This window comes from Niabella insulisoli (assembly GCF_039652435.2).
In the GTDB taxonomy this organism is placed as follows: Bacteria; Bacteroidota; Bacteroidia; order Chitinophagales; family Chitinophagaceae; genus Niabella; species Niabella insulamsoli.
Window position 1 is genome coordinate 2,891,771 of sequence record NZ_CP190246.1, and the last position, 25,692, is coordinate 2,917,462.

Annotated in this window: 24 protein-coding genes and 3 tRNA genes; 16 read left to right on the top strand and 11 right to left on the bottom strand. The window is 44.3% G+C overall.

Annotated features, from left to right (window positions below):
• Positions 1-29: 29 nt before the first annotated feature.
• The 7 genes from ABDK00_RS11980 (at position 30) to ABDK00_RS12010 (ending at position 6,839) form a co-directional block, all read left to right on the top strand.
• Positions 30-686, top strand: coding sequence for an RNA polymerase sigma factor (locus ABDK00_RS11980; RefSeq protein ID WP_346237160.1), 657 nt, complete (start codon positions 30-32; stop codon positions 684-686).
• On the top strand, positions 683-2,095 hold the full coding sequence (locus tag ABDK00_RS11985) for a hypothetical protein (RefSeq protein ID WP_346237159.1): 1,413 nt from the start codon (positions 683-685) through the stop codon (positions 2,093-2,095). The genes ABDK00_RS11980 and ABDK00_RS11985 overlap by 4 nt, the downstream gene beginning before the upstream one ends.
• A gap of 122 nt (positions 2,096-2,217) precedes the next feature.
• Positions 2,218-2,302, top strand: a tRNA-Ser gene (locus ABDK00_RS11990).
• A 300-nt stretch (positions 2,303-2,602) separates the two neighbouring features.
• Positions 2,603-4,135, top strand: coding sequence for a 7TM diverse intracellular signaling domain-containing protein (locus ABDK00_RS11995; protein WP_346237158.1), 1,533 nt, complete (start codon positions 2,603-2,605; stop codon positions 4,133-4,135).
• 137 nt (positions 4,136-4,272) lie between these two features.
• On the top strand, positions 4,273-4,839 hold the full coding sequence (locus ABDK00_RS12000) for a hypothetical protein (protein ID WP_346237157.1): 567 nt from the start codon (positions 4,273-4,275) through the stop codon (positions 4,837-4,839).
• Positions 4,840-4,947: 108 nt separating this feature from the next.
• Positions 4,948-5,520, top strand: a complete 573-nt coding sequence (locus tag ABDK00_RS12005; protein ID WP_346237156.1) for a hypothetical protein — start codon at positions 4,948-4,950, stop codon at positions 5,518-5,520.
• Between the two features lie 8 nt (positions 5,521-5,528).
• Positions 5,529-6,839 carry a hypothetical protein gene (locus ABDK00_RS12010; RefSeq protein ID WP_346237155.1) on the top strand — a complete coding sequence of 437 codons (1,311 nt, stop codon included), beginning with the start codon at positions 5,529-5,531 and terminating at the stop codon, positions 6,837-6,839.
• A gap of 118 nt (positions 6,840-6,957) precedes the next feature.
• Here the strand turns inward: ABDK00_RS12010 and ABDK00_RS12015 are convergent.
• The 5 genes from ABDK00_RS12015 to ABDK00_RS12035 all read right to left on the bottom strand — a co-directional run bounded on the left by ABDK00_RS12015 (position 6,958) and on the right by ABDK00_RS12035 (position 9,660).
• A tRNA-Ala gene (locus tag ABDK00_RS12015) sits at positions 6,958-7,031 on the bottom strand.
• Positions 7,032-7,073: 42 nt separating this feature from the next.
• Entirely contained in the window at positions 7,074-7,514 is a 441-nt protein-coding gene (locus ABDK00_RS12020; protein WP_346237154.1) for a hypothetical protein, read from the bottom strand.
• The gene (locus ABDK00_RS12025) at positions 7,507-7,845 is read right to left on the bottom strand and encodes a phage holin family protein (protein ID WP_346237153.1); all 339 of its coding nucleotides are present in this window, start codon (positions 7,843-7,845) and stop codon (positions 7,507-7,509) included. Before ABDK00_RS12025 ends, ABDK00_RS12020 begins: the two co-directional genes overlap by 8 nt.
• A 105-nt stretch (positions 7,846-7,950) precedes the next feature.
• Complete coding sequence (locus ABDK00_RS12030) at positions 7,951-8,223, bottom strand: YtxH domain-containing protein (RefSeq protein WP_346237152.1); 273 nt, start codon at positions 8,221-8,223, stop codon at positions 7,951-7,953.
• Positions 8,224-8,334: 111 nt separating this feature from the next.
• Positions 8,335-9,660 (bottom strand): citrate (Si)-synthase, encoded by a 1,326-nt coding sequence (locus ABDK00_RS12035; protein ID WP_346237151.1) that lies wholly within the window; start codon positions 9,658-9,660, stop codon positions 8,335-8,337.
• A 293-nt stretch (positions 9,661-9,953) separates the two neighbouring features.
• On the opposite strand from ABDK00_RS12035, the gene ABDK00_RS12040 reads away from it, so the two are divergent.
• Positions 9,954-11,057, top strand: a complete 1,104-nt coding sequence (locus ABDK00_RS12040) for an LptF/LptG family permease (RefSeq protein ID WP_346237150.1) — start codon at positions 9,954-9,956, stop codon at positions 11,055-11,057.
• 100 nt (positions 11,058-11,157) lie between these two features.
• Positions 11,158-12,660: a sulfatase-like hydrolase/transferase gene (locus ABDK00_RS12045; RefSeq protein ID WP_346237149.1), complete on the top strand. Its 1,503-nt coding sequence runs from the start codon at positions 11,158-11,160 to the stop codon at positions 12,658-12,660.
• A gap of 16 nt (positions 12,661-12,676) precedes the next feature.
• Here ABDK00_RS12045 and tgt read toward each other — a convergent pair whose 3' ends face one another.
• On the bottom strand, positions 12,677-13,816 hold the full coding sequence (tgt, locus tag ABDK00_RS12050) for a tRNA guanosine(34) transglycosylase Tgt (RefSeq protein ID WP_346237148.1): 1,140 nt from the start codon (positions 13,814-13,816) through the stop codon (positions 12,677-12,679).
• A gap of 37 nt (positions 13,817-13,853) precedes the next feature.
• On the opposite strand from tgt, the gene ABDK00_RS12055 reads away from it, so the two are divergent.
• On the top strand, positions 13,854-14,963 hold the full coding sequence (locus ABDK00_RS12055) for a glycosyltransferase (protein WP_346237147.1): 1,110 nt from the start codon (positions 13,854-13,856) through the stop codon (positions 14,961-14,963).
• Between the two features lie 35 nt (positions 14,964-14,998).
• A complete protein-coding gene (gene rsmG / locus ABDK00_RS12060) occupies positions 14,999-15,637 on the top strand; it encodes a 16S rRNA (guanine(527)-N(7))-methyltransferase RsmG (protein ID WP_346237146.1) in 639 nt (212 codons plus the stop codon).
• A 48-nt stretch (positions 15,638-15,685) separates the two neighbouring features.
• Here the strand turns inward: rsmG and aspS are convergent, their stop codons facing one another.
• Complete coding sequence (gene aspS / locus ABDK00_RS12065) at positions 15,686-17,539, bottom strand: aspartate--tRNA ligase (RefSeq protein ID WP_346237145.1); 1,854 nt, start codon at positions 17,537-17,539, stop codon at positions 15,686-15,688.
• Positions 17,540-17,820: 281 nt separating this feature from the next.
• On the opposite strand from aspS, the gene ABDK00_RS12070 reads away from it, so the two are divergent.
• Together ABDK00_RS12070 and ABDK00_RS12075 are read left to right on the top strand one after the other, a co-directional pair.
• Positions 17,821-18,630: a caspase family protein gene (locus ABDK00_RS12070; protein WP_346237144.1), complete on the top strand. Its 810-nt coding sequence runs from the start codon at positions 17,821-17,823 to the stop codon at positions 18,628-18,630.
• Between the two features lie 73 nt (positions 18,631-18,703).
• Positions 18,704-19,741 (top strand): hypothetical protein, encoded by a 1,038-nt coding sequence (locus ABDK00_RS12075; protein WP_346237143.1) that lies wholly within the window; start codon positions 18,704-18,706, stop codon positions 19,739-19,741.
• 14 nt (positions 19,742-19,755) lie between these two features.
• On the opposite strand, the gene ABDK00_RS12080 is transcribed toward ABDK00_RS12075, so the two are convergent.
• The 4 genes from ABDK00_RS12080 to ABDK00_RS12095 form a co-directional block, all read right to left on the bottom strand.
• Positions 19,756-20,436 (bottom strand): hypothetical protein, encoded by a 681-nt coding sequence (locus tag ABDK00_RS12080; protein WP_346237142.1) that lies wholly within the window; start codon positions 20,434-20,436, stop codon positions 19,756-19,758.
• Positions 20,437-20,568: 132 nt separating this feature from the next.
• On the bottom strand, positions 20,569-21,513 hold the full coding sequence (locus tag ABDK00_RS12085) for a glycosyltransferase family 2 protein (protein ID WP_346237141.1): 945 nt from the start codon (positions 21,511-21,513) through the stop codon (positions 20,569-20,571).
• A complete protein-coding gene (locus ABDK00_RS12090; protein ID WP_346237140.1) occupies positions 21,513-22,007 on the bottom strand; it encodes a DUF4199 family protein in 495 nt (164 codons plus the stop codon). The genes ABDK00_RS12085 and ABDK00_RS12090 overlap by 1 nt, the downstream gene beginning before the upstream one ends.
• A complete protein-coding gene (locus ABDK00_RS12095) occupies positions 22,008-23,276 on the bottom strand; it encodes a dihydroorotase (protein ID WP_346237139.1) in 1,269 nt (422 codons plus the stop codon).
• Positions 23,277-23,386: 110 nt separating this feature from the next.
• On the opposite strand from ABDK00_RS12095, the gene ABDK00_RS12100 reads away from it, so the two are divergent.
• The 3 genes from ABDK00_RS12100 (at position 23,387) to ABDK00_RS12110 (ending at position 25,687) form a co-directional block, all read left to right on the top strand.
• Positions 23,387-23,461: transfer RNA gene (locus ABDK00_RS12100), tRNA-Pro, on the top strand.
• Between the two features lie 223 nt (positions 23,462-23,684).
• Positions 23,685-25,025 carry a B12-binding domain-containing radical SAM protein gene (locus ABDK00_RS12105; protein ID WP_346237138.1) on the top strand — a complete coding sequence of 447 codons (1,341 nt, stop codon included), beginning with the start codon at positions 23,685-23,687 and terminating at the stop codon, positions 25,023-25,025.
• Positions 25,022-25,687 (top strand): hypothetical protein, encoded by a 666-nt coding sequence (locus ABDK00_RS12110; protein ID WP_346237137.1) that lies wholly within the window; start codon positions 25,022-25,024, stop codon positions 25,685-25,687. Before ABDK00_RS12105 ends, ABDK00_RS12110 begins: the two co-directional genes overlap by 4 nt.
• Positions 25,688-25,692 lie beyond the last annotated feature (5 nt).

Below are 25,692 nucleotides of genomic sequence, written 5' to 3' on the forward strand. Positions count from 1 at the left end.
TTTACAGATCAGTAGTTTAATAAGCCCGGATGGTCATAGTAGAAGATAGATATCTGACAGGTTACAGACAAGAAGGTAACAAAACCGAAAAGATTGGTAACAAGGAGTTTAAAAAACACACTTTGGGGCTCAGCGGAGATGAACTAGAACATACCTTAAGAGGCTGCCAGGAAGATCTCAGGCACCACAAAGAAGCGCTTTATAAAAGCTTTTACGGCTATTTAAAAGGCGTGGTGATTCGCTATGTGAGCGATTATCATTTTGCTGAAGAACTGGTGAACGACAGTTTTATAAAAATTTTCAGCCATATTTCTTCTTTCAACGCCCTGGGCCAGCATGGAGATATCACCACTTCATTTAAAGCGTGGGCTGCAAAGATCGCGTCGCGCACCGCTATCGATTTTTTGAGAAAGAAGAAAATAGATTTTGGCAGGGATGATATTTCCGAAATGCATACAGCGCCAATATTGGTACCAATGCAGACTTCTGAAGCAAAAGATATTCTTAAACTATTGAATGAACTTCCTAAAACACAAAAAGCCATATTTAATTTATACGAAATAGAAGGCTTCACCCATCAGGAAATTGCCCATTTGCTGGAAATCCCTGAAAACGTGAGCCGGTCTTATTTATCCAGGGCCAAAAACAAATTAAAATCCCTGTATAACGAAACTTTCAGGACATGACAGATCCCAATGACGATATTATTCATCAAATAAAAAACGCCCTTCGCAACCACGAAGAGCCCTACAATGAGGGGGCCTGGGAGCGGTTTGCGGCCAGCAGCCATGTGGTCAGGCGCCCGAAAAGGGCGACACTTTGGCTTTGGACTGCCGCTGCAGCCGCTGCAATTTTTGCCGGCATTTTGCTATTCAACCGACTGGGCAACGAAGGACTGGAAAAGCCCATCGCTTCGAAAGGGGAGGTGCCGGCGACGGAAACCACCCTCCCACCCGCCTCAGCGCCGCAAACAGGCACCACATCTGAAGTTGCTCAAAGCGAAACCAGTGACAGGACCAACATCATTATGAAGCATGATGCGCCTCCTGCCTGGACACCCAGCCACCGGCCGGTGGCGTCGACGGGCAACGAACAACTTATCGCCAAAATGCCGATCCCTGCTATTGTAAACGGCGGGGTTACAGTGGCTACCAGCTTACCTAATACAAATGGTATTGCGAAAAACGACGCGACCGCACCGCCCAAAGTTGACTTTTGGAATAGCCCCGTCGTGAACGGTGCGCCTTCGGATAATAAAAAAGTAACTGTCGCCAACCCGCAACAAAGGCCATCCCTGGTTGCAGCCAACACTGCTTCCGCTCCGGATCGTCGCAGCCATGAGAAAGAAAAAACAAGAAAATGGCAGCCGAGCTTATACGTGTCGCCTTTGTTTGATGAGTTGGGCGTAAATATGGGTTATGGCGTGTCGCTGGGGTACGCTATTAATGATAAAATAAAGATCAGCTCGGGCATTGCGCACACACGGATCTCTGCCTCGAGGGCTTTTGGGGATAACGAAGCTGCGACTTCCGGGTTTAACAATGTGGCTGCGGATGCACCTATTTCCGGTGCGGCTGGCGCTTCGGGTGCGGGCGAGCTGACAGGCGCAAAGAACAGTTTGATTACCTATAGCTCTGTAGCGCCTAATACCTTTCAGAGCACCCAGGTGTTGCAGCAAATTGAGGGCTATGTATCAGGAGTGGACATACCGCTTGAAGTGAATTACAATATCAACCGGAAATTTTATGCCACCGCCGGCGTATCAGCGCTCGTTGTCATCAACGACAATAAAACTTACACGTACACCGACAACCACAATGTCAAGATTTCGGTAGAAACCAGCAAGGGCACGCCGAAAGAGGATAAAATTGTTTCGTTCAATGAACTCAATACGACCGACCACGCTCCCACTCCTTCATCGTCGGAGCATACACCATTACTAGGATTTTACAATATGTCGGTGGGTTATCGTCAGAAGATCTCTGATAAAAATGCGATTTCGTTGGAGCCTTTTGTAAAAGTACCGATGAATACCGGTGGCCAGCAAAGCTTGAAATACACAGGCGCTGGCCTTCGTTTAAAATTTGATCTTTAAAGATCGTCCTTATGATTTCTTCAGACCTGCCCTCAGCCAGCAGGTCTTTTTTAATGGAAAAAAGTTTACAATTATATAAAATGAATTTTGCCGATTGCGGCCACACCCCTAATTTTGCGCCCGGAGAGATGGCAGAGTGGTCGAATGCGGCGGTCTTGAAAACCGTTGACTGTAACAGGTCCGGGGGTTCGAATCCCTCTCTCTCCGCTGGAAGCTTTCACAAAGCGCAAAATCCCTGTTAATGTACTTTACAGGGATTTTTGTTTGGCGGTACACCGGTTCCGCCGGAAAAGACGTCAGCGATCTGCAAAAAATGCTATTTTAGTACGCGAATAAAATCGTGTTTTATTTTTGCAAAAATGCCAAAACCAAAATGAACTGCAGGCTATCAGCATTTTTACATCACGACATGATTATCAAAAACAGGTTGCGAAAGTTCCCTTATGCTTCAGCCGTTTCGTTTTAAATCCCTTCGCGTAAAGTAAAAACCGAATTTGAAGGCTAAAATTGAAGAACAGCAATCATATTTATATTTATTTCGCTATCGCCATTAGCTTTCTGCTTGGCGCCTGTTCGCATAAAACGTATATCGAAGCGGATTATGCTTTCACGGCCGTCAAAGATGTGACGAAAAGCATACAGAAGTTTAACGAAGTTGCCTTTGACAACAATGCCAATTTGGATTTGGGGTTTTATCGCGGCACAGTTTGGATCAAACTGGATATTGCAAACGGTAAAAACCCTTCGGAACTTGTGGTGCTTTGCAATGATCTTATCAATCATAATTATCGTTTTTATCAACTGGACACTTCTCAAAAACGCCTCCTTCCCCAACGGACGGTCAATTTTGAAAAATATGATCACCGGGCTTTTCAATTCGCCAAACCGAATTTTAAAATCCGTTTAGAACCCTTTGAGAATGCTAGCTTTCTCATGACAACCTTCAGCGATGGCAGAATTTTGCAGGCCACCCCGCAATTAATGAGCGTCGAGGATTTTTTAGCCCTTAAAGAGCGAACCGCCTTGTTTGACATGGGCTTTTATGGCGCTGTGGTGTTACTGCTATGTTTCAATCTGTTTTATTTCAGAATGCTTCGAAGCGACATTTATTATTATTATGCTGCCTACATTTTATCGGGTTGCCTGATGTATTTGTTTGTGGAAGGCAGGCTTTATGGCTGGGGCTTAAGCAAGGCCTGGGTCGACCACCTGATGTTTATTTCGATAAGGATCTGGGTGCTTTTCAGCGTGTTGTTTACGCTCAATTTCCTGGATATCAAAATCACGCATCCCAGGTATTACCGGTTTACACAGACGTTGCTTTTTGCGACGCTTGGGCTAAGCACGCTTTTCCAGTTGGTATATTTCAATACTTCCATCCGCCATTTACATCAGTTTGAGAATCTCGTGGGGTTCGTATGGATCATTGTATCGCTCGTCACCGTCATGATGGCTTTTAAAAAGCGAAAGTTACAATCTACTTACTACCTGATTTCCTATTCTATACTTTTGTTTTTTGTAACGTTGGGGCTGATCGACAGCCATACCACAATCTTGCCCGGCGATCCATTCTCTTATTTTAAAGTGGGCACCATCCTCGAATTTTTCAGCTTTACTTATTTTATTTCCCGTTTAATTAGAAAGAAGCTGTTGAAAAGTGAAATTTTAGAAACCGAACTTTCTCAAAATCGCACCCAACTTTTAGAAAAAGAAAATCAAATATCTTCTAAAACGGACCTGATCAGCATTTTCAAATTAATCGAGAACAGCTACACCGACGAATCAGATTGGAAAGATTTTAAAGAACAGTTTAAAGCGTTAAATCCAAATTTCGTTTCCTCCCTTCTGGCAGCCCATCCCGATTTAACAAAATCCGAAATCCGCTTGATTACCTTACTTAAAATTGGCTATTCGCAAAAGGAAGTGGCAGAGATTCTTCATATTGCGCCAGAGAGCGTGAAAAAAGCAAGAAGCCGGGTAAGAAAAAAGATGCATTTAGATGAAAACCAACGGCTTTCGGTCTATTTAAATAAGTTCTAAACTACGCTACCAAACAAATTTATATCGTTGTTTTTCAATAGTATAGCATCCTGTCCCCCTTTTTGACCCCCGATGCAATAAAGCGCTTTTCTCATTTTATCGCTATCCTTGTCGCTCATTCAAAAAACATACAAATTATGAAACGATTAGCGCTCATTTTATCTGTCTTCCTGGTGCATTTTGTTCTTTCCTGCGGCGAGTCAGGCCACAAACAAGCCGCCAACGAGGATGGCTTTTCGGCTATTGAAAACGAATTAAAAAGCAAATTTGGCGCAGACGCCTATTACACCGATATAAATGTCACGTACAACGAATCCATCGGAAATGTAGTAGGCGTAACGGTAACAAAGGATCCCGCTTCACTGAAAATGGGGCAATGGAACCAAACTCAAGGCAACTGGACGCAAAACCAGGATATTTCTATTGAAATTCCGCAGGGATCTCAAGCTACAGATTTCATGTTTCAGTTGGGTCAAACCGTAAGTTTGGCTAAATTGGGCGAGCTGATCGAAACTTCAAAGGCTCAACTCACTAAAGAAAAACAGCTTCAAAACCCGAGGTTGCACATGGCTTCCGTACAATATCCGGATAATGGCGATGTGTCGAAAGCTGAATATTTGGTGATGCTACAGCCCGAAACCGGCGGCACTACGTTTAGCTTCCAATACAAATTAAACGGAGATTTTATTAAAATGGATTATTGATAACAAGAATAGGCAATCAAAACAATTTCGATCGTCGATAATGTTGCTCATAGCGGCGATGTCTGCACTTATGCGTGGCTGCTGGAAAAATGATTGATTTACTTAAAAATGGAAATTGTCCTTATCCTGCTTTTACTTGTAGCAAGCGGAGGCATTCTCCTGCTGCTCTACAAAATTATTAAATGGACGTTTGCTAAAAAGGCGCGGGCGATTGGAGTATTTTCATCGCTGTGCCTTTTAGTTTTGGCGCTTACCATCTATCAGTCATTTTTCGTAAAAATGCAATTTATCCAATCCAGGGTGTATCCCGATTTGTTTTTGGTCAAACACCCCATTGAAGATAAGACGGCCCTCCATCAAGCCATAAAAAATTTTGTAACCCAGAAAATGAAAAGTACGCAGCTAATAAAACCGAATTATTCCCTTCGTTTTTATGAATACTATAAAAACTGGAGCCCGTTGTTGTTTAGCGATGCCGGAACTGCTTACTTTATAGATAACGAAGAAGATTTTGGCGGCTTGGTGGTAGAAGAATTGGGGATGTATCACAAATACAAACTGGCCACTTTTACCATACATATAGGCCGCACCGATAGCGCAAGGCTTTACGGCTTACTGAACTATTTTGATAAAGAATGGGCTCCTGTAAAAACAGACACGGTTTTTATAACCAATAATTAGCATTTCTAATGAAAATAAACTACACCCTACTCTTCCTATTGATTTTTTCCTGCCAATTAATGGCGCAGGAGCATGGAAACAAACACAAACGCCCGGCCCCGGGCGCTGTGGAAATAACAGGAGAACAGGATGAAGCAACGAAAGCAAACGCCGAGTATATCAACCACGGTACCTTTTTAAAGGAAGCCCTTCTAAAACTGCCGCTAAAAACTGTACCCCTGATTGATAGTACTTCGTTCGATAGTTTTATTGATATAGACGACTACAAACCTATAGATGCAGACCTTTTTATGTTACCAAAAATTTATAAAAATTGGCATAGCAAAAACTACCGCATTTGCACTATTAACGCCTATCGGTTGCATTTGTCCGAAAATTTTCACACCGTTGTTGCCACCGTTTTAAAGGCCGATTTTGAAATGGAAACCCGGCTTATCAATTATGACTTAAAAGGTAATATCATGGGTTCACAAATGGTATCTTATGATGAAATATCCGAAGGATGGCGTAGATATACATCTACCATTGAAAAAAAGAAGATCATCCGGTCGTACTATATGTCGCCAAATGAAGATGATGTACCTGTTATGGAAGTTAATTTTATAAAAATAAAACCGAATGGAGCACTGTACGAAATGGGTATAGACGATATTTTTTTTGATCTGGTCGCAGATGTCTTCGACATCCCCAGTCAGCGACAAATGCCCGAATTAAACAAGTTTAAAATTCTACCGAACAACCCCAACCTGGCGGTAGTGGTGGTACCCGAAATAGCAGCGGGCAGTGAGGAAGATGGCTATTTTGCATTTAACACCCACATTGCTTTGGCAAATGTTGCTGCAAAGAAAATTACTCACTATTATTTTGAAAGCCACAAAACCAACGGTTGGACCTCAGACGCCATTCGCTTAGCGCAAATCAGTATCGACACTGCCCCTTACTTCGTCACGGAAAATAAAAGAGCCTTCGGCCTCCGGCTGCATTTTTGGGGTTCTTCACAAGTCAATCCATATGGCGAGCAAAGCCTTTCGCTGTTTGAACTATCGGGAAAAACGCTTAAGAAAATCCTGCACAACTTTACGGTTGAAATGGAAACGGGAGAATGGGATGGCGACTGCAATGGCGAATTTACCGATCACAACAAAACACTCGCTATGACCGGAAAAAAGTCCGGCGGCTACTTTGATATTTTAGTAAGAAACAAGATTACCCATACTACCGCTTTTAAAAACAATGGCGACTGCGACTCCCGGGAAAGAACGACGGTCAAAACCTCCATATTAAAATTTGATGGCCGGCAGTATCAAAGGGGTAATTAAAATTTGACTGGGAAGACGCCTCACAAGTCCTGTTTCCACATTGCTGTAATTATGGGAATTTTTTCGGCCATTGGCGTAAAAGAAAAAGCCCGCGTTATTCGCGGACTTTTAAAACTCGTGGAGAATACCGGATTCGAACCGGTGACCTCTTGCATGCCATGCAAGCGCTCTAGCCAGCTGAGCTAATCCCCCATTCAACTGATCAGGGGTGCGAAATTAATGGAAACTATTTATTTATCCAATAAGATTTTTGGGCCGCTGCTTCACAGTTTTTTTCCCTGCAAGGTCAGGCATATCTGCCGCCCGGACTTTATCCGCTGCGGTTCTCAAGGTTTTGGCGATTTTTTTGTCCGCTTTGAGTCCGATGGCGCGCGTTGCCACTTCTCTTACAATAAAGGGAACTACCAATTTGGTAAACCAGCCCGCCCTTCTCAGCAACACTTTGCTTATCAAAAATTCGGTAGCGCGTTTGATGCCAAATTTTACCAGCGGGTTTGCCGTGCTGGTCTGCAACACACCATGTGTTTTCTCTTTGATGGCGTTGAACGGGTTTAACTCATCTTTAATGCCCTCAAAAGAATCCCTGATATTTGCTTTGCTATTGTTTAGCCTGGCCTTCAGCCTTTCCTTTTCCTGCATCAGGTCGCTAAAATTGTCTATCTGAGGTTTAGCCATAAATTTTGTTTATGATGATGTTTCTGATAAAGTTTACAATTTTCTTTTTAAACAGCAGGGTAATCAGCACAATGACAAATAATCCCCCGGCCACTATAAAAAAGCCGAGCATCTGGTTATCCAGCTTCTGCCCGATCCACCAACTTAGGCCCAGGCATGCAAAAAACATCGCAAACAATAAAATGCCAAATAAGAGCAACACAACCACCAGCGATGCGCCTAATTTGCTTCCTTTGTCGGCCACTTGTATGACAGACAGGCGGTAATATGTTTTGGCGATATCTTCTACATTATCAACAATATCGTGGATTTTATCTTTAACGTCGAACATACGTTTAGTTTAAGTAGTTAAAATAAAAAGTTGCCTGCAAAATTCGTCACAATACATCTATCATGAAAAACCTGCAGGCAACTCCTTTATAGCTCTCGCAGCTTATTATTTGGAATATTCGTCAGCGGCATCGGAGTAAGCTCCCTGCACTTTGCCTTTCGCCTTCTTAAAACTTTCCTTTGCCTTATGTGAAAGGTCAGACAAGTTCTCTTTGCCTGATTCGAGTAGGCTTCCAAAAGAATCGGCCCAGTCTCCCGCTGTGTTTTTGATTTTTTTTCTTGTCTTTTTTCCTTCTTCGGTGTAAAACAATAATCCAATCGCTACACCAGCGGCGGCTGCTCCTAAAATTCCCAACAAGATCTTGTCTCTATTTTTCATAATTTAACTGTTTTAGTATGAACTAATTATTTTCTATCCAAATTACCTTAAAAATCGTACCAAAAAGAAATTAAAGGTCAAGATTTCAAAAGCGGCTTGAACCTTTGTTCATTAATCCCCCAAATTATCCACTTCTTTATTTAACCAACGCTTCACGGCAGCGGTGGTTACAGACTTTGGCCTTTCCAGAGGCATTCCTAATGCACGATCCCAGCAAAGGCTGGTTAAAACACCCAAAGAGCGGCTCACAGCAAACAATACGGTGTAATATTCATATTCCACCATCCCGTAATGAACCAGCAGCGCGCCACTATGCGCATCCACATTGGGCCAGGGATTTTTTACTTTGCCCAGCGACTGCAAGATAGGCGGCACGGTTTCATAAATTCTCCAAACAGTGTTCACCAGCGGATCGTCGGGCATATGTTTTTTGCCAAAATCCATTTGAGCGGTAAAGCGGGGATCCGTTTTGCGAAGCACGGCGTGCCCATAGCCCGGAACTACTTTACCCTCAGACAATGTTTTCTCTACATATTGTTTGATCTGATCGGCAGATGGTTCTTTGGTATCCAAAGCCTCCTGCATTTCAAATATCCATTTGATGACCTCCTGGTTGGCAAGTCCATGAAGCGGGCCCGCCAAACCATTCATACCGGCCGCATAACTGAGGTAAGGGTCGCTAAGCGCAGAACCCACGAGGTGCGTGGTATGCGCGGAAACATTGCCGCCTTCATGGTCGGCGTGAATCACCATATACAAACGCATCAGTTCTTTAAATTGCTCGTCGTCATAGCCAAGCATATGAGCAAAATTACCGGCCCAATCGAGCAAACCATCCGGCTGCAGGGCTTTCCCCTGTTTGTATTTCCGGCGATATACATAAGCTGCAATATGCGGAATGCGGGCTATCAGGTCTAACGTATCTTCAAAAGCTGCCGCCCAGTAGTCCTTTTTATTCATGCCTTCTGCATATCTTTTTGCGAAATTGCTTTCGGCCTGTAACGCCATGATGCCCACGACAAACATGGTCATCGGATGTGTTTCTTTCGGCAGCGCTCCCATCGTCTCAAATACATAAGTGGGAACATGGCTTCTGCGCTGCAAAATCGATGTGAGGTTTTCAACTTCTTCCTGTGTAGGAATTTCGCCAACAAGCATTAGATAAAACAAAGCTTCCGGCAATGGCTCGCTGCCGCCGGGCGCTTTCGGAAGTTTCTCCCTAAGCTCATCAATCGAATGTCTGCGAAAGCGTATGCCATCCTGGGCATCAAGCAAAGATGTTTCAGAAACCAGGGCCGTCATACCGCGCATACCCTGATATAATTGAGAAAGGGTGGTTTGACCTATGATCGTATCTCCGTGTTCTTTCAGTATAGCTTTGATCTCGTCGCCCAGCTTATCAGCCTGCGCTTTAAACTTTTGTTTCAGCATTTCCATAAAACGTTAAATATTTGTTCTTTGATTATTCGGGTAAGCGTTCGCGCTAAAGATAATTAAAGGCAAGTGGTTCAGCAAATTATATTAAACTTTTAACACCAGTGTATTACGGAATCGATTGCGCCCTTTCTTTTATCAGGTACAACATTGATCAACGCCTACCAAAACGGCTGAAAATAAGCAGGCTTCTTAAAATTTTTGGCGCCCCTGAGGGGGCGTTTCCTGCAAAATCCTTCTTAAAATATGAATCGTAATGTATTAAATATCAAATTTCAACTATTTTTGGCCGCTGAATGAAGATACTCGACTGGTTTATATTAAAACGTCTGCTCGTAACATTTATCTTTTGTATGTTATTATTTACTGTTATCGCAGTCGCGGTGGACAGCAGCGAAAAAACGGACGACTTCGTAAAAACAGGGTTGAGCAACTGGGAAATTTTCACGCAGTATTATGTCGGCTTTATTCCTTTTATCTGGAGTTTATTATTCCCCCTTTTTGTATTTATCGCCGTCATATTTTTCACAAGTAAAATGGCCATGCGCAGCGAGGTAATCGCTATCCTGGCCAGCGGCACCACTTTCAACCGGTTTTTAAGGCCTTATATTATCGGAGGTGTTTTACTCGCCGCGGTACTTTTTGCCGGCCGGTTTTATTTTATTCCGAAAGCGAACGTTATTTACACTACGTTTATGCAGGAGAAGCTGGACAAACACAATCCTCTGAAAAACCGGCAGGAAACGAGCTGCTCGAATTGCTTTTACAAGCGTATTGACAGCATTTCATATATGGGCGTAAAGAATTTTAATTACGAAACGCAAACCAGCGGCATCTTTTTCATGGAGCGGATTAAAAATGGAAAAGTAGTGTATAACCTACGCGCCGAGTCTATCAAATGGGACACCACGGGCAAAAAGAAAAGATGGATAGCGACCAACGTAGTAGAAAGGTTTGTTGACAGCCTCGGCGAGCGCGTAAAACATCATGAAAAGAAGCAGGTAAAATTGAACATCCTACCCACCGAACTGATCCGGGACGAATACCAAAAAGACAAACTCACAACACCACAGTTGATTGAATTTATCAAAAAAGAAGAACTCCGTGGCACCGAAGGGCTTAACACCTTGAAAGTAGAACGCTATAAACGAACCGCTACGCCATTTACTGTTTTGTTGCTCACTATTATTGGCGCGGTCATCGCCTGCCGGAAAACACGCGGCGGCAGCGGTTTGCACCTCGCGCTGGGCATTCTTATCGCCGCCGTTTTTATCATCGCCGATCAATTCTCAACGGTATTTTCGGTGAAAGGTAACTTCTCTCCTTTTTTGGCGGCCTGGCTACCTAATATTGTTTTTCTCGTGGTGGCCCTGCGATTATATTTTACAACGCCAAAGTAATTGGAAGCCTGATCAAGGAATTGCTTCTTGCTCGCTTTTGAATAGATTTTGATATCTTTCAAACCTGTTTGCTTTTTATTATCAATTAAAAAATCATACGTTGACATTCAGATTGCCCGCTATTCGTTTGCGCTGCATCGCAACCGCGTTGATATTATGCAGCTTTTTTCATATAGCTGCTGCGCAGCCCGCAGCCAAACCCAATATCGTATTTATTCTCGCCGACGATCAGGCCTGGTACACTATCCACGCTTTAGGTAATAAAGAAATTGAAACTCCCAATCTCAACCGGCTGGTTGGTATGGGCAGAAGTTTCACCAACGCCTACAATATGGGCGCCTGGCATGGCGCTGTTTGTGTTGCATCGCGGTCGATGTTTATTTCCGGCAAAACGGTTTGGAACGCCAAAGAAATGGAAAGCAAATGGGCAAACGGAACGGCCACCGAGCCGACCTGGGGCGAGATCATGAAAAATGCCGGATACAACACTTACATGACCGGCAAATGGCATGTACAGATAAAGCCCGAAAAGGTGTTTCAACATGTAACGGACGTCACGCCTGGCATGCTGCAATATCGCACACCACCCAACGCCAAACTACCCGGCTTTGTGTCGAACAAAAATTTTAACCGACCTGGTTACAACAGGCCGAAAAGCGCCACCGACCACACCTGGTCGCCCTTCGATACAAGCTATGGCGGCTTTTGGAAAGAGGGAAAGCACTGGTCGGTTATCTTCAAAGAAAATTCCGTGGCGCATATAAAAGATGCCGCTCAAAAAAAGCAACCTTTCTTTTTGTATCTCGCTTCAAATGCGCCGCATGACCCGCGTCAGGCGCCCAAATCTTATGTCGACAAATATCCGCTCGGGCAGCTTTCATTGCCCAAAAGCTGGTTGGCCGAAAATCCTTATAAAGATGCCATCGGCAACAGCGCGTCGCTGCGCGATGAAGCGCTGGCGCCTTTTCCACGCACGCCCCTGGCGATCAAAACGCATACACAGGAATACTATGCAGCGATTACATTTCTTGATAAACAAATCGGCGACATCCTCGACGCGTTGGAAGCAACCGGCCAGATGGACCATACCTACATTTTCTTTACGGCAGACCACGGACTTGCTATGGGCAGGCACGGCTTTATGGGCAAGCAAACTTTGTTTGAGCACAGCATGAAGCCGCCGCTGATTGTGGCCGGGCCGGGTATTCCTAAAAATTCAATTTGTACTACGCCGGTTTATATTCAGGATATTATGGCCACCAGTATCGAAATGGCCGGCGCTTCAAAGCCCGACCATATAGAGTTCCAATCTTTGTTGCACCTTGCCAAAGGTGAGACCACTCAGGATTTACATGAAGCTATTTATGGCGCTTATATGAACCTTCAGCGCTGTGTGAGAAAAGATAATTATAAACTGATTGTATACCCCAAGGCAAAAAAAGTATTGCTGTTTGATTTGAAAAAAGACCCGGAGGAAATGAGCAACCTCGCCGGCGATAAAAAATATCAACCACTTGTGCACGATCTTTTTGAAACGCTGATGCAGCAACAGCAGCAGTTGAACGACCCGCTGGATATTTCTGAAATGGCCGCGAAATGGTAGCGCAACGTTACTTCAATTACAACCGGGTCTTCAATCTGACCACCATGTCTTCCTTCCAGGATGCAAAATCGCCTTGCGCAATATGCTGCCGCGCCTGATCGGCCAACCACAAATAAAAGCTAAGATTGTGAACGCTAGCAATTGTAAAAGCCAGTAATTCCCCTGCTTTAAACAAATGTCTTAGATAAGCCCTGGAATAGTATTGACTCATGTCGCAGGGCAATCCTTTATCAATGGGGGAAAAATCAAATTCCCATTTTTTATTGTCGATATTAATTATCCCTTCTGTTGTAAACAGCATCGCATTGCGCCCATTGCGAGTTGGCATCACGCAATCAAACATATCGATGCCCAGGCTAATACATTCAAGAATGTTCCAGGGCGTTCCCACTCCCATCAAATAGCGGGGTTTTTGCTCGGGCAAATGCTGGCAACACCAATCGCATATTTCGTACATCACCGGCTCTGGTTCGCCCACGCTTAACCCGCCAATCGCATTTCCCGGCGCCTGCTTTGACGCAATATAATCACAAGACTGCTTCCTTAAATCCTTAAATGTTCCGCCTTGCACAATAGGAAACAGGTTTTGCGTGTATCCATATTTATCAGGCGTAGCCTGAAATTGAGTGAAGCACCTGTCGAGCCAACGGTGCGTCAACTCCATGCTTTTATGCGCGTAGCCATACTCGCTGCCGCCCGGCGGACACTCATCAAAAGCCATAATAATGTCGCCGCCAATACTGCGCTGAATATCCATCACCTTTTCCGGTGTAAACAAATGCTTGCTGCCGTCAATATGTGATTGAAAAGTAACCCCCTCCTCTTTTATTTTTCTCGTACCTGCCAGTGAAAAAACCTGGTATCCGCCGCTGTCGGTGAGTATGGGCCGCTCCCAATGATTAAAGCGATGCAGGCCGCCAGCCTGCTCCAGCACCTGCATTCCCGGCCTCAGGTATAAATGATAGGTGTTTCCCAAAATAATCTGCGCGTTGACATCGCTTTTTAATAACTGCTGAGAAACCGCCTTCACACTGCCCACCGTGCCTACCGGCATAAATATGGGCGTTGGTATTTGCCCGTGATCTGTAGTGATCATACCGGCACGGGCGCCGGAGTTTGTGTCTGCATGTTGAAGCTCGAAACTAAGTGTTGCCATTTCCGCAAAAGTAAACAGTTAAGAATATATTTGCGCCATGCAGCTCGCATCTGATCTTTTATCATACGCCCTGGTTGCGGTTGGCAGTGTCCTGACCGGCTACTACCTTTACTTTTTTTCCCGCCTGGCGTTTTTCCGCCCCAAAGCTGCAGCATCATTGAACGAACCTTTGTCGATTATCGTATGCGGCCGCAATGAGCAATTTCATCTCGAAAATAATATCCCTAAATGGCTGCAACAACAGTTAAAAAATGGTTTCGAACTTGTTGTGGTCAACGATCAATCGGAAGATGACACGCGGCAAATCCTGCAATGGCTGGCGCGCAACGAACCGAATCTCCGGCCCATTCATATCGAAAGGAAAGGCAATGAAAGAATCGGAAAAAAATATCCATTATCCATCGGCATCAGAGAGGCGCGGCATGCGCATTTGCTGCTTACCGATGCAGATTGTGTGCCGGCTTCCGACCTGTGGGCTGCGAAAATGACAAGCGCTTTTACCCACGGCATCGACATTGTTTTAGGATATGGCGCTTACGAAAAACATCCCGGCTTACTTAATAAACTGATTAGGTTCGAGACTTTCCACAGCGCGTTACAGTATTTGTCTTATGCTTTGGCGGGGGTCCCATATATGGGCGTTGGCCGGAACCTCAGCTATAAAAAAGAATTGTTCTTCAAACATAAAGGCTTTGCATCCATCAGCCATATTCCTGGCGGCGACGACGATCTTTTTATCAGTAAGGCAGCCACCGCTTCCAACACAGCCGTCATGATCGACGCAGATGCCCACACTATCAGCGTTCCCGAGCAAACCTGGAAAAACTGGAGGAGGCAAAAAACCAGGCATTACAGCACTTCCAAATATTACAAACCGGCGCACCAGCTTTTACTCGGATTATATAGCCTTGGCCAGTTTTTGTTTTATCCTTTGCTTTTTTCTACACTTATCCTTTCGCATTGGCAGGCGGCTTGCGTCGTGCTGCTTATAAAATCAATGGCGCAGTACATCATCTTTTCAAAAGCTATGAGGAAATTGAATGAAAGCGACCTGATCAAATGGATCTTTTTTATGGATCTTTGGATGTTTGTCTATTATCTGATGTTTGCAGGCACCTTGTGGAAAAAGGAAAAGAAAACCTGGTAAGCGTTTTGGATACTGGCTTTTAATAATTTTGCAAAATGGATATCGTTTTAAAATATTTCTCAGACTTTTCGCCCAGGCAATTAGACCAGTTTAAGGCCCTGGAAGGTTTATACAAAGAGTGGAACGAAAAGATCAATGTCATCAGCCGGAGGGACATCGATAGTCTTTATGAAAAGCATGTATTGCATTCGCTCTCTATCGCCGCCGCCTTTCAATTTGACAGCGGGTCGAAAATTGTGGATCTTGGCTGTGGCGGCGGATTCCCGGGCATTCCGCTGGCTATTTATTTTCCCGATGTCCATTTTCATATGGTAGATAGTATTGCCAAAAAACTGAAAGTGGTGCAGGAGATTTCCAATGCGATCGGCCTCGGGAATATTAGCGTGCAGCACACAAGGGTGGAAGAAATCAAGGACAAAAAGTTTGACTATATCATTTCGCGCGCAGTGGCCCCTTTAAAAGATCTATGGCACTGGGGCAGACCATTAATTCAAAAAACAAATGGCATTGAGCGCAGCGCCGAAGCACCTGCGCCCGGCCTTATCTGCCTGAAAGGCGGCGATTTAGCCCAGGAAATCCAGGAAAGCGGTGTCCGCCCCTATGTCACCGCTATTAAAGACATTTTCAAGGAACCATTTTTCGAAACGAAATATATGCTTTACGTTCCAAAATAAAAATGGGAAAAACCAGTGTCACACAGCGGCTCCAAGCTTTGCCGAAAGTTAGTTGTCCTGCAAATCCAGCTTTATCTGTAGTTCCGTAAACTGTTTATCGTCGATCGCAGCCGGCGCGTCTAACATTACGTCGCGGCCGCTGTTGTTTTTCGGGAAGGCAATAAAATCGCGAATACTTTCGCTACCGCCCAAAATGGAACAAAGCCTGTCGAAGCCGAAAGCGATGCCTCCGTGAGGGGGCGCGCCGTATTCAAATGCGCCTAACAAAAACCCAAATTTATGCTGTTGCTCCTGCTCGTCCATCCCAAGCGCTTCAAACATTTTTTGCTGTAGTTCTTTCTGATAAATCCGGATGCTTCCGCCGCCTATCTCGTTTCCGTTTAATACCATATCGTAGGCGTTGGCTTTAATATTTGCATACGGATGTTTTAAATATTCGGCAGCATTTTCAATCACCGGATTATTATGAATCATCGTTTCTATGTCGGAAGGCTTGGGCGAGGTGAACGGATGATGGCGGGCTACCCAGCGGCCTGCCTGTCCGGTAGGCAGGTTTTCCTCTTCGGCATATTCAAACAACGGAAAATCTAACACCCATAAAAGTTTGAATTCATCATCTTTACGCATTCCCAACCTGCGACCCATTTCAAGACGCAGTTCGCTGATAGCTTTTCGCGTACGCTCCTCGGCTCCTGCCAATATCAACACCAGGTCTCCGGCCCTGGCTCCTGCCTTATCCGCGATAGCTTTTAGTTTGTCTTCGCTGTAAAACTTATCGACGCTACTTTTATACGATCCGTCCGCATTACATTTAATAAACACCAAACCCTTCATGCCGATTTGCGGGCGCTTCACCCATTCAGTTAGTTCATCCGTTTGCTTACGCGTATATTCGGCACAGCCCGGAACAGCAATAGCAATCACGGTTTCAGCGCTATCAAACACCTGGAAGTTGGCGCCATCCACCAGAGTAGTGTTGTCTTCTTTATCCGTAAAAATATGTTTGGGATACTTGATATTTAGCAACTGCATACCAAACCTGATATCGGGTTTATCATTTCCATATTGCCACATGGCTTCCTGCCAGCTCATGCGCTCTACGGCTTCTGTATAATCAATGCCTTTTACCGTTTTGAAAATGTATTTGATCAGGTTTTCAAACATGTTTAAAATGTCTTCCTGCTCTACAAAACACATTTCACAGTCGATTTGCGTAAACTCCGGCTGGCGGTCTGCACGCAGGTCTTCGTCTCTAAAGCATTTTACAATCTGATAATAACGGTCGTAGCCGCTTACCATCAAAAGCTGTTTGAAGGTTTGAGGCGACTGAGGCAACGCGTAAAATTCACCGGGGTTCATTCGGCTGGGCACGACAAAATCCCTGGCCCCTTCTGGTGTGGATTTGATTAGGAAAGGTGTTTCAATATCCATGAAATGCTGTTGGTGCAAATAATCTCGGGTGGCACGATTTACGGCATACCGCAATTCGAGATTTTTCTTTACCGCGTTGCGGCGAAGGTCGAGATAACGATACTTCATGCGAAGGTCATCGCCACCATCGGTATCATCCTGTATGGTAAACGGAGGTGTCGCGCTCTTATTTAAAATCTTAAAATCTTTAACCAGCAATTCGATATCGCCTGTCGGGATATTTTTATTTTTGTTGCTCCGCTCGCTTACCGTTCCGCTCACCTGCAATACAAACTCACGCCCCAGCGGGTTTTCATCCAATTGCTCATTCAGCGACTCATTGAATAAAAGCTGGGTAATGCCATAGCGATCGCGCAAGTCCACAAAAGTAATGCTGCCGAATTTCCGAACGGTTTGCACCCAGCCTGCCAGGGTTACTTCTTTATTAATATTGTCTAACGTCAATTCACCACAGGTATGCGTACGAAACATGGTTGATTTAATTTTCTTTTGAAAGATGATGGTCTGCCGCCTGCCGAAAGAAAAATGAGTGATGCGTTCTTGCTAATTTCCATTTTTCCCGGCCATTTTTACGGGCTGCAAATATACCATGATTGGTCGATTTGCAACGTTTTGATGCCATTTTGTAACGCCTGTTTCCTATTTTTCTGTAAAAGCTCATGAGCTACCCCATTTTAGCGATGCCCGATATTTGTCAAAGGCCAGCCGATCTTTTAACTTGCTGCTATTCTGCAACCTCTTAAAGCACGCTTATGCCCTATGCAATTTCTTTACACATCGGCCTAAACAAAATTGATAAAAAACATTATGGCAGCGACTATCCGCTGGCCGGCTGCATCAACGATGCCAAAGACATGATCGCCATCGCGAAGCAAAAAAAATATGACGAATCTTATATCCTTATCGACGAAGCCGGCACCTATAAAAATATTACCGACCATCTGGTAATGGCCGCCAAAAAGTTGAGAAAGGGTGACCTGTTCTTTATCAGTTATTCGGGCCATGGCGCTTATGTGCCCGACAAAAACAAAGATGAAATTGACGGAAAAGATGAAACCTGGTGCCTTTATGACCGCATGATCCTCGATGATGAACTGGCGCAATATTGGGCGCGTTTTAAGAGAGGCGTCCGCATATTCATGATTTCAGACAGCTGCCACAGCGGAACGGTGTCGCGCGCTATCAAACCCGACGGAACCCTTGACGGGCCGCTGGAAGGCCGCACAAGGCTGATAAAGGAAGGCCCAAAAATATTCGCCAAACATAAAAGCCTTTATAATAACGCCACATCCGGTAGCGCAGGCCTGAAAGCCAAGCGGATTAACGCGTCCGTGATTTTGCTATCCGGATGTCAGGACAATCAAACTTCCCTCGATGGCGACAAAAACGGGCTTTTCACTGAAAAAATGCTAAAGGTTTATAAAAAGGGGACTTTTGCAGGCAACTATGCGCAGCTGCTGCGCGACATTTTAAAACTGATGCCTTCTAATCAAACACCTAACTATTACTTAAGCGGCTTCAGGAACAAGACATTTGAAAGCGGCAAACCTTTTGAAAAATAAATACGCGACTGACGCCAGGCCATTTCATCGTCGGTACCTGTAATTGTATTAATTTGTAGCGAATTTCTTACAAATGCGGGTCAACAAAAAAGAAGCAAAATTATTAAACGAGGCGATCGAGCAATGGCAAAAAGACCAGCTGCTCGACGAGGAAAAAGCTGTTGAATTAAAATCCGCGGTAAAATCGTACCGCAGCGATTTCGACACTTTGGCTTTTTATGCGTCGATCGGCGCGGTTTCCTGTGCGTTGCTGGCGTTTGGCGCTTTGGTATTAGACGAAAAATGGATTGAACGGCTTCGCCAATTTTTTGCGTTTTCAGAATTAATCATAGGGGTCATTTTTGCCTTGCTGGCTTTGCTGCTGACCTGGGTGGCCCGAAAACGAAAAGCCAGGTTTCCTGATAGCACTTTGGCAAATGAAAGTTTTACGGTTTTAATTGCGCTTTCGGCCGGTGTTTCCGTTGCTTATTTCACGCGCAGTTGGGGCGCTTCTTATCAATCTTACGGCGCAGGCATTTTTATTACTGCCTTGCTTTATGGCCTGGCCGCGGTTTATCTCGATTCCAAAATTTTGTGGGCAGGAGCGTTGCTCGCGCTTATCAGCAGCTGGGGCGTACAAACCTATGCCTGGTCTGACGACGCCGACCACTCCTACTTTTTGGGAATGAACTATCCTTTGAGGATGGCCTTTTTTGGCGCTTTGTTAGTTCTTTTGTCTACGAGGCTACCGCGCTTTCAACAAACCAAAAATTTTTATGATTTGTCCTGGTACGGCGTATGGATCTTTTTTCTCTTGTCGGGCCTGGTGGTTTCTGTCTCGGGAAATTTAAGTTATGATGTCTGGACGGCGATCCGGCAGGGTAAATTGTTTATTTGGGCAATCGCTTACACACTGCTGCTGATCGGCTTACTGCTTTATGCAATCAAACAAAAAGATGAAACGTTACGCGATATCGTCATCATTTTCTTTCTGCTTAATATTTATACGCGCTATTTTGAATATTTCTGGGACCGCACCAATAAGGGCCTCTTTTTCGCGTTGCTGGCTTTATCATTTTGGCTGATTGGTAACAAAGCGGAACAGGTTCGTAAAAAATTGAGTAATGTCTGATGATCGCTTTCGGATCAAAACATAAATCCTAGTCCGACATGGCCGCCCACCGAGGTGTTATCGCCAAAGCGTTGGGCGTTTAAATTAAGAGAAGGTAAAAAAGAAAGCGTTTCGCTGATAGGAACCCGATAGGCAGCGCCTAATCTTACCAAAGCGCCGCCATTGAGATTGGGTTTATCAAAATCATTTTTAATCTTTAAAAGGGGCGCATAGCCCACATCCAAAATCAACATAAGGCTGTTGCGGCTGCCATTGGGATAAAACCTGAAATCGGCGAAAATGGGAAGCAAAGTCATGCTGTGACGGTCTTCAAAATAGCCTTCGGCAAAGCTGCTGTCGGGCGTAACCGAAGCAGGCCGCGCCTGATAACTATTAAACTGCAGGCCAACGCCCAATCCTATCGAAAGCGCGGGATTCAGGAATACGCCATTGATCGTATTGAAGGAATATCCCAATGATTTTATATAAGCATTGCCATACGGAAGGCTCGAGGAATCTATCGACTGTAGATAACGAATTTCAGCTACATTGGTGATATTAAAATACCCTTTTCCGTCTTTGGCTCTTATCTGGCCTTTTACCGCCACCGCACTTATTAAAAACGCAACTAATAATGTAATAAAATAGGTAATAGAACGCCTATAGCCTTTTTGAAAGTGAAGCTGTATGACAAAACCCGCTGAGTTGTTCTTCATGAAGACAAAATAGATTGGTAATTGGTAACTAACCCTTTAAAGTTATAAGAAATTTGTTGATTAGCCAATATATTTCTAGCTGCTCAACACAGATGGAAAGCGGTTTATCAAAAGTTGAAGCAAGCCAGCTTTTTAATCGAGGCCGGCCCTTTCTTCGATCAGGTACGAATTGCGGCCAGATGAATTTCGGGAAATCAGTTCGCTGAGAAAACCTGCCAGGAAAAGCTGCACTCCAATAATAAGCGTTGTGAGCGCAATATAAAAAGTAGGCCTGTTGGTAATGGCATACTCAGCGTTGACAATTTTTGAAACAATTAAAACAACTGAAGTTACCAATCCGATCAGAAAGAAAACCATTCCCCATAGCCCGAAAAAATGCATGGGCTTTTTTGAGAATTTACCTACAAACGTGATCGACATGAGATCGAGAAAGCCATTGATAAAGCGATCCCATCCAAATTTGGTAACACCATATTTTCGTTTGCGGTGTTCCACAACTTTTTCACCGATTTTTTTAAATCCGGCCCACTTAGCGATCACAGGGATGTAGCGATGCATTTCCCCATACACTTCAATGCTTTTCACGACTCTCCGGCTGTACGATTTGAGGCCGCAATTGAAATCATGCAATTTTATTTTTGATACCTTACGGGTAACCGCGTTGAAAAATTTAGAAGGGATATTTTTAGTAAGCGTGTTATCATACCGCTTTTTTTTCCATCCGCTCACGAGGTCAAACTGGCCATCTGCAATCATCCGGTACAATTCTGGTATTTCATCCGGACTGTCCTGAAGGTCGGCGTCCATGGTAATCACCACGTCGCCCGCCGAGGCCCGGAATGCTTCATTCAAAGCCGCTGACTTACCATAATTTCGCTGAAACCTTATACCTTTTATATTCGGATTGCTATTTCGCAATTGCTGGATAACCTCCCAGGAACGATCGGTACTGCCGTCATCCACAAAGAGTATCTCATAGCTAAAGTTGTTATCCTTCATGACGCGCGCGATCCATTCGGCCAGCTCGGGCAGCGATTCTTCTTCATTCAACAGGGGTATAACAACAGAAATATTCATTATGCTTTTTTGTTTCGCAAATATAATACGCCGGAGGCAGCAAAGCCTACTACCGCTCCGATAAATAAGTATTGAAATATAGCGCCGGAGGCGGCCAGCACCGGGAAATTCTTTTTGCCCGTTTCGATCATCTGATCAATTTCCTGCGGCGTGCGGTTGGTTTCTGATTTCAACAGCTCCTGACGCGTAAGCACGGCTTTTTCTTCCACCAACCGTGTGTTTAATTTATAAAAAGCAAGCGTAAACAAAGCCATAATCAGTGTTACCACAATAAAACACCGGAAGGCCTGGTTGAACAATGACCCAAACTTAAGCTCACCCTGATACTCGCGCACAAAGGTTGTTAGCGTCCACACGATGCCAAGCCCATAAATCAAATAACCGATATATTGTAACGGAGAGGTCTCGCTGACATTATTAATATACAATAACAATCCGGCGGCCGCCATCAGCAACCCCGTGATCAAACCCTTAAGCGTGGAGGATAGTTTCAATTATGAAAAATTTAAAGTAAGCTTGTTCTTATGATAAATGCCTAAAGGCTTTCCTGTAAATTCTTTACCGACAAAAGGTGAATTTTTGCTGTAAGATAAAATATCCCTTTGCTCAAATTTCCAGGCTTCCTTAGGTTGAAAAAAGGTTAGCGACGCTGTTGCGCCTTCGTCAATTGTGGGCACCGGTATATCTAAAATACGCCTTGCGTTTAGGGCCAAAAGTTCTACCCATCGTTCCTGCGGCACTTCCGGCAGCACGGTATTTAAAATGGAATAAGTGGTTTGAAGACCGAGCATCCCGTTTTTTGCATATTCAAATTCTACGACTTTATGATCTTTATCCTGCGGGATATGATGCGACGCAATACAATCCACCAGACCGTCGGCAACAGCCTTCTGAAGCGCTTTGCGGTCTTTCTTATCGCGAAACGGCGGATTGACCTTTAAGTTTGAATCATAAGCGGTAATATCTTCGTCGCAAAAGTATAAATGGTAGGGCGTGGCCGAGCAGGTGATGTCAACTTTTTGTTGCTTTGCCTCTTTAATCAGTTTTAATGAAGTCTGCGTCGAAACACCCGTCAAATGAAGCTTCGATTCGGCATAAACGGCCAGTTTAATGTTGGAGGCCACGGCAATATCTTCGGCTATAGCAGGACGCCCGGCGAGCCCCATCCGGGTGGATGTAATACCTTCGTTCATCAAACCGTTTGGACTGATCGTTTTATCATCCGGAATTTGAATCAACACGCCGTCAAAAGATTTGATATATTGTAAAGCCTTGACGAGGATGCCGGCAGATTGAAGCGGGGATTTACCATCGCTGAAAGCCACAGCACCGCTTAATTTCATGTCATACATTTCCGCCAGTTCTTTGCCCGCCGCGCCACGCGTTACACTTCCGAGGGGATGAATACTTACAGGCAAATCTTTCGACTTTTGAACCACATATTCCACGACAGATTTCTGGTCGATCGCAGGTTGTGTATTGGGTACCACACAGACGTTGGTAAATCCGCCCGCAGCTGCGGCGCGCGCACCGGTTTCCAATGTTTCCCGATACTCAAATCCGGGATCCGCAAAATCGCTGAAGATATCGATCCAACCTGGCGACACATGAAGCCCCTTAGCCTCAACCTTTTGGGCCGCTTTTACTTCAATATCTTTTTTAATGGAAACTATTTTCCCGTTGGCAATATGTATATCAGAAATTTGACCGTTGTAAGGCGATGTGGGGTCGATGATTTTAGCCTTCTTAATGATGATGTTCATTAAGTTGCGAAGATAAGGCAATGAACTTTGAAATTCGAAAATTGAAATTTGAAAATTGCGTTGGATTTGCATACATTTGCATCCCTCCTGAATCATTTCAGGGGCCGGTTCGGGATGTAGCTCAGCCCGGTTAGAGTACACGTCTGGGGGGCGTGTGGTCGCTAGTTCGAATCTAGTCATCCCGACAACTTTAAAAATCAATCCGTTGTTTATCAATATGATAAGCGACGGATTTTTTTATATTGTGATCTTTCGATACCGTATTCGAAAAACTTTCACTTCCCCAAAAGCCTTTTATTGAATTGCCAATAAGACCCAATGAAAATTCCAATCTTACCATTTAACTTTAATTGCGCTATCCGGCGGTCATCAGCCGCCAGATCGATTTTCAAAATTAACAGCTGAGCAATGAAACATTATAAGGTTGTTCTGATATCAATGAGCGGCGTTCGCGTTTACAACACCTCACTGTTGGAGCTCGGCTTAACGCTCCCTGGTTTTGTTGAACGGAGTAAGGTGATCGCAAGCTTGCCGAGTTTAGGGCTTTTAACGCTGGCTGCTCATACCCCGCCCCATTGGGAAGTGGCCTATAGGGAGTTGGACAATTTTACTGAAGATGACTTGCAGGAAATAGAAAATGAACAACCAAACATCGTCGCCTTTTCTGCCTTAACGGCCGGGATAAACGAAACCTATACAATCGCTGCGCGCTTTCGGGCCTGCGGAATAACTGTGGCTATAGGCGGCCTGCACGTGTCGGCGCTGCCCGACGAAGCCATCCGGTTCGCTGACGCCGTAATTCAGGGAGAGGGAGAAGCCATTTGGCCGACGCTCTTGTCCGACTATGAAAAAGGCATTTTGAACCCGATGTACAGCTCTATTACGAATTTGGATTTTAATTTTCATTTACACGAAGCTAAAGTGCCGCGATACGATCTTTTAGATATTTCAAAATACAACAGACTAACTATTCAAACCACGCGGGGCTGCCCGTTGCACTGCAGCTTCTGCGCCTCGTCGCGAACGATCAGCCGCTACAAAAAGAAGCCCATCAGGCTTATAGAGAAAGAACTTAATAAAATCTTTGAAATCTGGCACCGGCCATTCATCGAACTTGCGGACGATAATACTTTTATTGACAAGGATTGGTCTAAACAATTGCTTGACCTTTTTGCAAACTACAAAATGAAGTGGTTCACGGAAACAGACATTTCGGTGGCTTACGATGACTCTTTATTAGAAAAATTAGCTGAATCAAACTGCGCTCAAATTCTTGTCGGATTTGAAACAACTTCTAAAAAGGGGTTGAAAGACCTCGACAACGCCAACTGGAAGTTTAAACAATTTGATCGTTATTACAGCGCCATTGAAAAAATTCAATCCTATGGTATATCGGTGAACGGTTGTTTTATATTAGGGTTTGATACCGACACGATTGATACTTTTAAAGAAACTGAAGATTTTATCAAGAACAGCCATTTGTCCGAAGTCCAAATTACAATGCTGACGCCTTTTCCAAATACAATGTTGTATCATCAATTAAAACGTGAAAACAGGTTACTAAAGGAAAATTACTGGGATCAATGCACTCTTTTCGACGCCACCTTTCATCCAAAAAATTTTACTGTCGAGGAATTCGAACATAATTTTCAGCGTTTAATGACAAACATCTATGCGAACGAAACCGTTAAAAGATGCAACCGGCATTTTAAACAACTACTAAAATCAAAAATCAATCGCACGTTATGAGTACCGCCAAATTTATCATCAGGCTTTTAACTTTCCGCCTCACCAGAGAGGAGATGCTTAGCTTTGAGCATAAACATTTAATCACAGGAATCATCGGCACCTGGCTGGTAGGAATGGGACGCTACTGGGACGATCCCAAAGCGAGTTTGTTACAACACTTAGGGATGGGCTCTGTGATTTACATCTTTGCATTAGCTGCTTTTATCTGGCTCATTATCTTACCGTTTAAAGTCGAAAAATGGTCCTACAAAAACGTGCTGACATTTATCGCATTAACCTCTTTTCCTGCTATTTTTTATGCCATACCTGTTGAGCGCTTTTTTTCTATTTCGACAGCTAACAAAATAAATGTTTGGTTTTTGGCGATTGTTGCACTGTGGCGGCTCGGCCTGCTATGCTTTTTTATGGACCGCTTCACCAGGCTATCAACCGGAACTCTTGTAACGGTAACATTCATGCCTATCTGCCTAATCATTTCGGCGTTGACACTTTTGAACCTGCACCATGTCGTGTTCGAAGTGATGGGTGGCATAAGAAACCCAACCGCCCACGACAGTTCCTATTCTGTATTGGTGGTATTGACGCTTATCTCCATGATTCTGGCCATACCGTTGGTTATCGCTTATGGTGTGGCTATTTACAACAACAGGAAAAAGAAATAAAGTTT

Bases quoted from the DNA above. Each gene is read 5' to 3' on its own strand.
- ABDK00_RS11980 (WP_346237160.1), top strand. From the start codon at position 30: ATGGTCATAGTAGAAGATAGATATCTGACAGGTTACAGACAAGAAGGT.
- ABDK00_RS11985 (WP_346237159.1), top strand. From the start codon at position 683: ATGACAGATCCCAATGACGATATTATTCATCAAATAAAAAACGCCCTT.
- ABDK00_RS12000 (WP_346237157.1), top strand. From the start codon at position 4,273: ATGAAACGATTAGCGCTCATTTTATCTGTCTTCCTGGTGCATTTTGTT.
- ABDK00_RS12005 (WP_346237156.1), top strand. From the start codon at position 4,948: ATGGAAATTGTCCTTATCCTGCTTTTACTTGTAGCAAGCGGAGGCATT.
- ABDK00_RS12010 (WP_346237155.1), top strand. From the start codon at position 5,529: ATGAAAATAAACTACACCCTACTCTTCCTATTGATTTTTTCCTGCCAA.
- ABDK00_RS12020 (WP_346237154.1), bottom strand. From the start codon at position 7,514: ATGGCTAAACCTCAGATAGACAATTTTAGCGACCTGATGCAGGAAAAG.
- ABDK00_RS12025 (WP_346237153.1), bottom strand. From the start codon at position 7,845: ATGTTCGACGTTAAAGATAAAATCCACGATATTGTTGATAATGTAGAA.
- ABDK00_RS12030 (WP_346237152.1), bottom strand. From the start codon at position 8,223: ATGAAAAATAGAGACAAGATCTTGTTGGGAATTTTAGGAGCAGCCGCC.
- ABDK00_RS12035 (WP_346237151.1), bottom strand. From the start codon at position 9,660: ATGGAAATGCTGAAACAAAAGTTTAAAGCGCAGGCTGATAAGCTGGGC.
- ABDK00_RS12040 (WP_346237150.1), top strand. From the start codon at position 9,954: ATGAAGATACTCGACTGGTTTATATTAAAACGTCTGCTCGTAACATTT.
- tgt (WP_346237148.1), bottom strand. From the start codon at position 13,816: ATGGCAACACTTAGTTTCGAGCTTCAACATGCAGACACAAACTCCGGC.
- ABDK00_RS12055 (WP_346237147.1), top strand. From the start codon at position 13,854: ATGCAGCTCGCATCTGATCTTTTATCATACGCCCTGGTTGCGGTTGGC.
- rsmG (WP_346237146.1), top strand. From the start codon at position 14,999: ATGGATATCGTTTTAAAATATTTCTCAGACTTTTCGCCCAGGCAATTA.
- aspS (WP_346237145.1), bottom strand. From the start codon at position 17,539: ATGTTTCGTACGCATACCTGTGGTGAATTGACGTTAGACAATATTAAT.
- ABDK00_RS12070 (WP_346237144.1), top strand. From the start codon at position 17,821: ATGCCCTATGCAATTTCTTTACACATCGGCCTAAACAAAATTGATAAA.
- ABDK00_RS12075 (WP_346237143.1), top strand. From the start codon at position 18,704: ATGCGGGTCAACAAAAAAGAAGCAAAATTATTAAACGAGGCGATCGAG.
- ABDK00_RS12080 (WP_346237142.1), bottom strand. From the start codon at position 20,436: ATGAAGAACAACTCAGCGGGTTTTGTCATACAGCTTCACTTTCAAAAA.
- ABDK00_RS12085 (WP_346237141.1), bottom strand. From the start codon at position 21,513: ATGAATATTTCTGTTGTTATACCCCTGTTGAATGAAGAAGAATCGCTG.
- ABDK00_RS12095 (WP_346237139.1), bottom strand. From the start codon at position 23,276: ATGAACATCATCATTAAGAAGGCTAAAATCATCGACCCCACATCGCCT.
- ABDK00_RS12105 (WP_346237138.1), top strand. From the start codon at position 23,685: ATGAAACATTATAAGGTTGTTCTGATATCAATGAGCGGCGTTCGCGTT.
- ABDK00_RS12110 (WP_346237137.1), top strand. From the start codon at position 25,022: ATGAGTACCGCCAAATTTATCATCAGGCTTTTAACTTTCCGCCTCACC.